The organism is Gelidibacter salicanalis (genome assembly GCF_016469035.1).
Taxonomy (GTDB): domain Bacteria; phylum Bacteroidota; class Bacteroidia; order Flavobacteriales; family Flavobacteriaceae; genus Gelidibacter; species Gelidibacter salicanalis_A.
Window position 1 is genome coordinate 1 of the sequence record NZ_JAEHJZ010000505.1, and the last position, 282, is coordinate 282.

The window sequence follows — 282 nt, forward strand, 5'->3', positions numbered from 1 at the left end:
GGCTGTATTTCCCACGTGTGATGTTCTTTATTTTCAGAAGGAAGACCTAGTGCTTGAATTAAACATGAATTCATTCGAATCTTGACAGGGAGGCTTGTGGCTGGGATTTTTAGTGAAATCATTAGATCATGACCTACATTCATTTTAACAAACACTGAATTAAGATATGTTCTAACTTGTTGAATGATAAAGTAGGTTCGATGTCCTTCAATCGGCCACTTGAAATCTATCACTGACGAACCTTGTACAATAAAATCCAATGTAAACGATTTTAACAGCTGA

Annotated in this window: 1 protein-coding gene; it reads right to left on the reverse strand. The window is 35.8% G+C overall.

The window, feature by feature from the left end; translation table 11 throughout:
- Positions 1 to 260, reverse strand: a 260-nt coding sequence (locus JEM65_RS22720) for a hypothetical protein (protein WP_233530825.1), incomplete at its 3' end; no start/stop codon positions are given.
- Between the last annotated feature and the right edge of the window lie 22 nt (positions 261 to 282).